This window comes from Nocardiopsis sp. NPDC055824 (genome assembly GCF_053616335.1).
This window is the reverse complement of the sequence record NZ_JBSHDN010000302.1, coordinates 1-5,422: the sequence shown is the minus strand read 5'-3', so window position 1 is coordinate 5,422 and position 5,422 is coordinate 1. Positions and strand designations below refer to the sequence as shown.

The following is a 5,422-nucleotide window of genomic DNA, read 5'->3' as shown; positions in this document are numbered from 1 at the left end:
CGTCGTGGCCGCGGGGGACCGGGCTTCGTGCTCGACGTCAGTTCGCGGAGCTGAAGGTGCGGCTCATCCCGGCGCCGTGCGGACCCGCGAAGTAGGTCACCATCTCGTAGACGACCGTTCCGTCGTCGGCGGCCACGCTGCGGATCATCGTGATGCCGGCCCCTTCCGGCCCGGAAAAATGGTCCAGGCTCTGGAAGCGGGCGTCGGCCGAGGCCACCGCAGGCGCGCCCAGGGTGAGGCCGAGTGCCAGGACCGTCACGGCCAGGGCACGGTATGAGAGAACCATCGATCCTGCCTATCGTGTTCAGAGGTGGAAACGGCCCTGGTCCGGTGGGGGAACCACCACCGCGCCAGGGCTCACCCGTATTCGGGCTGTGGGCTGTGGTCCTCATGAGCCCGCGGGTGTGTCACCGCGGGCTCCCCTGGAGCGTCCTAGCCGACGGCGCTGACGGCGCCGCCCTCGGAGGCGCCCTTGGGACCGGCCTCGCTGTGCTTCTCGATGTAGAAGCTGCCGCTCTTGCCGCCTTCGTGGCCGCCCTCGCCGTTCTCGTGGCGGCCGTCCGTGGCGAAGGCGACGACAGCGCTCTGCGAGGCGCCGTGGAGACCGGCCTCGGTGTGGCCGGTCGCGAAGAAGGAGTCGGCCACGGCCGCGGTCGGAGCGCCGAAGGCGAGAGCGGGCGCGACGACAGCGGCGAAGGCAAGGCGGGTCACGGTCTTGCGGTCCAAGGGTGTGTCCTCTCGGTAGGGCCTGGCAGGCCACCCGTGGGGTGACATGTCACAGGAACCGTGTGCGGGGGTCGGAGTCGGTGTCCGGCCCCACGCAATAAATATCCACACCAACCAATTGGCAACCCTGAGTATTCAAATGCTAACTTAAAGTAGTTGTGGCCATGTCTTGGCCCGCCCTTGCTCCTCCGGACGTCGTCCCTACCCTCCGCGTGGTGTATCCGGCCCGGCACCGGGTGGCGGACACATCCGCCCAGCCCCGACCCACGGAAAACGACCCCGGGTCACCCGGCGCCTCCGCTCGGCCGGTCCGTCCGCTCAGCGGCGAAACGATGCTGTCCGCACCTCGCCGTCTCAGCCGACCGGACGAGTGCAAGGAGCGGCCTCGGCTCCAGACGACCGGGTGCTCCACGAGCGGCTTGGGCGTATATGGGAACAGCTGGGGTTCTTTGTTGGTGTGCCCGGACCGCAGTGTGGGACCTGGACGAGGTCCGGGACCCCGCCACGTCGACGTGGCCGCGGGGGAAGGGCCTGAGCGGGTCCGGCGCCGAGCCGGACCTTCCGTGAGAGGACACAGCCAGCATGCCGAAGAAGACCCTGCGCCGCTTCGCACTCATCGCCGCCATCGCTCCCGCTCTGGCCTTCGGAGCCCCTGCGGTGTCGATGGCCGACGCCTACTACGGGTCGGAGTCCAGCTCGGCCGGGCCCAAGGGCGCCCACCACTGCGAAGTGCAGTCCAAGGCAAAGGACGGCAAGTCCTGGTACTCGAAGTCCTGTACGCACGCGGGCAAGCACGGGGCGGGTTCCTCGAGCACGATCAGCGGAGCACACTGACCCGGTCGGTGACCGAAGACGGACGGGCCCTTCCGACGACCGCGTCGGAAGGGCTCTCCCGTGCCGGGGGTCAGGGGTGTCCCGTGCTGCGCTGCGGGAGCGGCGCAGACCATGGACCGCGCTCCCCGGACCGCCGGCCCGGGCTCCGGACCGACGTCCTCACCTGCTGCGCCACCCACACCGGCCTGGCCACCGCCCGCCACCGCTGAGCGCGGATCTCCCTGCGAGAAGGGTGTTCCGAACAACTCACCCCCTCACGTCACCACCGAACTCTTCGGCCGAGCCGTGCCAGCGTCTACGGCTCGCCTATGCGCACATCACGTGAACGCGATGGCGGCCCCGGAAAGGTCTTCCAGGGCCGCCCGTGCGCGTTGTGGAGCGTCACACGCGGGTTCGCCGGGCGGTGTCGGGGCGAGGTCGTTCTCCTCCGTCGAGCCGGGGCGGATCACAGGTGGAGGTCGCCCACGATGTCCCCCGCCTGGACCACCTTCGCGTTCCCGGAAACCTTGCCGATGGTGTTGCGGACCGTCCCGCCCTCCGCAGGGGCGCCGATGTGGCCGAGCCGGGTGAGGTGGGCCCCGGGGCCGGTCTCCCCGAGCGTGTTCTCCACGGCGGAGGGCTTCTTCTGTTCGCTCATGCACGCAAAGTACCGCTCGGGAAATGGTGGAGGAAGACCGTTCCGTCCAATCGGTCGGCCGGGGGCGAGGTGCCGTGGGCCGCGGCGCACGGCGACCGCTCACCTGGCGCGCCCGGACCGCCTGGCCCTTCCCGAGCCCCAACCGGCCAGGACGAGGCCGAGAACCGCCATCGCCGCGTAGCAGGCGAGCCACACCCCGAACCCCCCTGGCACCTGGTGGAGAATTCCGGCCTCACCGTGGTCGGCCAGCAGCCGGATACCTCCCTGCACCCCCAGAACCAGCATCACCAGCCCCACGACCAGGCACGCCACATACACCATCGTTCGCCCTCCCTCTGGCACGCGCGGAACCGGGACCGGGGCCTCCGACGCACGTCTCTTTATGGTTCGATCGAACCATAACACGGCTTTGGTACGATCGCACCACGAAAATGCGTCCGCCGCACGCGACTCCGAGGAGAACCGCCATGCCCCGACAGGTGGACCACGACCTGCGCCGTCGCCAGATCGCCCAGGCGGTGTGGCGCCTGGCCACAAGGGGCGGACTCGAACACGTCACCCTGCGCCAGGTCGCCACCGAGGCCGAGGTCTCCGCCCGGCTGCTGCAGTACTACTTCGGCACCCGCGACCGCCTGCTGCTGGGAGCGCTGGAGATCCTCAACGCCGACGCCGAGCAGCGGGCCGGGCAACGCCTGGCCGAGCTGGGCGAGGCCCCCGGCATGCGCGCGCTCGTGCGCGGGGTGCTGTGGGAGCTGCTCCCGCTGGACGAGGAGCGCCGCACCCGGCACCTGGTGTACGCCGCCTACTTCATCCCCTTCGTCACCGATCCCGCCCTGGCCTCCGCGGCCCGCGACTCACCACGCGCCCTGGAGGACCTCGTGTCCGGTCTGCTCGACCAGGGCCGGCAGTCCGGCGAGGTGCCGCCGGAGGTCGACACCGAGGCCGAGAGCGCGTTCCTGGTGGCGGGCGCCATCGGCCTGCAGACCAGCGTCCTGCTCGGTCAGCACAGTCCCGAGCAGGCCGTGGAGCTGATCGAGCACCGGCTCGACGGCGTGTTCGCGCCCTCACTCGGCTGAACAGCCATCACCCCGCCATCACGGGGCCCGGCGACAACCGACGCGAAAGGGGGCCGACCGGAACATCCGGTCGGCCCCCTCCGAGCGCGTGGCAGGCGCGTTGTTACAGGTACTGGCCCGTGTTGGCGACGGTGTCGATGGAGCGGCCCGCGTCCGCGCCCTTCTTGCCGGTCACGAGGGTCCGGATGTAGACGATGCGCTCGCCCTTCTTGCCGGAGATCCGCGCCCAGTCGTCGGGGTTGGTGGTGTTGGGCAGGTCCTCGTTCTCGCTGAACTCGTCGACGCAGGCCTGCAGCAGGTGCGACACCCGGATGCCCCTGGACTGCTGGTCGATGAAGTCCTTGATGGCCATCTTCTTGGCCCTGGAGACGATGTTCTCGATCATCGCGCCGGAGTTGAAGTCCTTGAAGTACAGGACCTCCTTGTCACCGTTGGCGTAGGTGACCTCCAGGAAGCGGTTCTCCTCGCCCTCGGTGTACATCCGCTCCACGACCCGCTGGATCATGGCGTCCACCGTGGCCTTGGTCGATCCGCCGTGCTCGACGAGGTCCTCCTCGTGCAGCGGCAGGTCCTCGGTGATGTACTTGCCGAAGATGTCGCGGGCCGCCTCGGCGTCGGGCCGCTCGATCTTGATCTTGACGTCCAGGCGGCCGGGCCGCAGGATCGCCGGGTCGATCATGTCCTCGCGGTTGGAGGCGCCGATGACGATGACGTTCTCCAGGCCCTCGACGCCGTCGATCTCGCTGAGGAGCTGCGGAACGATCGTGTTCTCCACGTCGGAGGACACACCCGATCCGCGGGTCCGGAAGATCGAGTCCATCTCGTCGAAGAAGACGATGACGGGGGTGCCCTCGGAGGCTTTCTCACGGGCACGTTGGAAGACCAGGCGGATGTGCCGCTCGGTCTCGCCCACGTACTTGTTCAGCAGCTCCGGGCCCTTGATGTTGAGGAAGAAGCTCTTGCCGACGTCGCGGCCGGTGCGCTCGGCGACCTGTTTGGCCAGCGAGTTGGCGACCGCCTTGGCGATGAGCGTCTTGCCGCAGCCTGGAGGGCCGTACAGGAGGACGCCCTTGGGCGGGCGCAGCTTGTGCTCGTAGAACAGCTCCTTGTAGAGGTAGGGCAGCTCGACGGCGTCGCGGATCATCTCGATCTGCCCGGACAGGCCGCCGATGTCGGTGTAGGCGATGTCGGGGACCTCTTCGAGGATGAGCTCCTCGACCTCCGACTTGGGGATCCGCTCGTACACGTAGCCCGAACGCGGCTCCAGCAGCAGGGAGTCGCCGGGGCGGATCGGCTCGTCGCGCAGCGGTTCGGCCAGGCGGACGATCCGCTCCTCGTCGTGGTGGGAGATCACCAGGGCGCGTTCGCCGTCCTCGAGGAGCTCCTTGAGCATGACGACCTCGCCGACGGTCTCGAAGGACTCGACCTCGACGACGTTGAAGGCCTCGTTGAGCATGACCTCCTGGCCGGGGCGCAGGCTCTCGAGGTCCACCGAGGGACTGACGTTGACACGCATCTTGCGGCCGTTGGTGAAGATCTCGACGGTCTCGTCGTCACGTGAACCGAGGTAGACGCCGAATCCGGACGGCGGCTGCGCCAGCCGGTCGACCTCCTCCTTCAGCGCCACGATCTGCTCGCGCGCCTCCTTCAGCGTGGAGACGATCCGTTCGTTCTGGCCGTTGGCAGCGGCGAGGTTGGCCTGGGCCTCCCTCAGCCGCTCCTCCAGCAGGCGTACATGTCGGGGCGAGTCGGCGAGCTTGCGCCGAACCACGCTGAGTTCCTTTTCCATGTAGGAGACCTGAGCCGTGAGTTCAGCGACTTCACGGTCCCGGTCGCTCTGACGCTCGTCGTCGCGCTCGGCCACGTCCGCCACCTCCCTAGGAGAAGTATGACTACTCGGAGCCTACCTACCCCTGCCCATTTCCTAACCTGTCTGCCGTGGGGAGTGTCGTAGGACTCATTTTGAACTCTTGCGTTACACCAGGTCACAGTGATAGCGGATGACCCGACGTAATCAGAAAGTAACCTCCGTGCCGGGCCCGGGCAAGGAAGGTCTCCCCCCGGAGGACCTCGGACGGGGGTCGGCCGCAGGGGCGGGGCCGCGGCCCCGGACACGCGCGAGGCCCGCCCGGGTGTTCCGGACGGGCCT

The 5,422-nt window shown here is 68.6% G+C and carries 7 protein-coding genes; 2 read left to right on the top strand and 5 right to left on the bottom strand.

What is annotated here, in order from left to right; genetic code table 11:
• Positions 1 to 37: 37 nt before the first annotated feature.
• Together ACWGL3_RS30680 and ACWGL3_RS30675 are read right to left on the bottom strand one after the other, a co-directional pair.
• A complete protein-coding gene (locus ACWGL3_RS30680) occupies positions 38 to 286 on the bottom strand; it encodes a hypothetical protein (RefSeq protein ID WP_267945332.1) in 249 nt (82 codons plus the stop codon).
• Positions 287 to 432: 146 nt separating this feature from the next.
• Complete coding sequence (locus tag ACWGL3_RS30675; protein WP_267945333.1) at positions 433 to 726, bottom strand: hypothetical protein; 294 nt, start codon at positions 724 to 726, stop codon at positions 433 to 435.
• 582 nt (positions 727 to 1,308) lie between these two features.
• On the opposite strand from ACWGL3_RS30675, the gene ACWGL3_RS30670 reads away from it, so the two are divergent.
• Positions 1,309 to 1,560: a hypothetical protein gene (locus ACWGL3_RS30670; protein ID WP_267945334.1), complete on the top strand. Its 252-nt coding sequence runs from the start codon at positions 1,309 to 1,311 to the stop codon at positions 1,558 to 1,560.
• Between the two features lie 445 nt (positions 1,561 to 2,005).
• Here the strand turns inward: ACWGL3_RS30670 and ACWGL3_RS30665 are convergent, their stop codons facing one another.
• Complete coding sequence (locus ACWGL3_RS30665; RefSeq protein WP_267945335.1) at positions 2,006 to 2,197, bottom strand: hypothetical protein; 192 nt, start codon at positions 2,195 to 2,197, stop codon at positions 2,006 to 2,008.
• A gap of 99 nt (positions 2,198 to 2,296) precedes the next feature.
• Entirely contained in the window at positions 2,297 to 2,518 is a 222-nt protein-coding gene (locus ACWGL3_RS30660; RefSeq protein WP_267945336.1) for a hypothetical protein, read from the bottom strand.
• 146 nt (positions 2,519 to 2,664) lie between these two features.
• Between ACWGL3_RS30660 and ACWGL3_RS30655 the strand changes: the two genes are divergently transcribed.
• Positions 2,665 to 3,273 carry a TetR/AcrR family transcriptional regulator gene (locus ACWGL3_RS30655; protein ID WP_267945337.1) on the top strand — a complete coding sequence of 203 codons (609 nt, stop codon included), beginning with the start codon at positions 2,665 to 2,667 and terminating at the stop codon, positions 3,271 to 3,273.
• A 103-nt stretch (positions 3,274 to 3,376) separates the two neighbouring features.
• On the opposite strand, the gene arc is transcribed toward ACWGL3_RS30655, so the two are convergent.
• Positions 3,377 to 5,146: a proteasome ATPase gene (gene arc, locus ACWGL3_RS30650; RefSeq protein ID WP_267945338.1), complete on the bottom strand. Its 1,770-nt coding sequence runs from the start codon at positions 5,144 to 5,146 to the stop codon at positions 3,377 to 3,379.
• Between the last annotated feature and the right edge of the window lie 276 nt (positions 5,147 to 5,422).

Excerpts from the sequence above, each read along its gene's own strand:
- ACWGL3_RS30665 (WP_267945335.1), bottom strand. The coding sequence starts at position 2,197 with ATGAGCGAACAGAAGAAGCCCTCCGCCGTGGAGAACACGCTCGGGGAG.
- ACWGL3_RS30660 (WP_267945336.1), bottom strand. The coding sequence starts at position 2,518 with ATGGTGTATGTGGCGTGCCTGGTCGTGGGGCTGGTGATGCTGGTTCTG.
- ACWGL3_RS30655 (WP_267945337.1), top strand. The coding sequence starts at position 2,665 with ATGCCCCGACAGGTGGACCACGACCTGCGCCGTCGCCAGATCGCCCAG.
- ACWGL3_RS30670 (WP_267945334.1), top strand. The coding sequence starts at position 1,309 with ATGCCGAAGAAGACCCTGCGCCGCTTCGCACTCATCGCCGCCATCGCT.
- ACWGL3_RS30680 (WP_267945332.1), bottom strand. The coding sequence starts at position 286 with ATGGTTCTCTCATACCGTGCCCTGGCCGTGACGGTCCTGGCACTCGGC.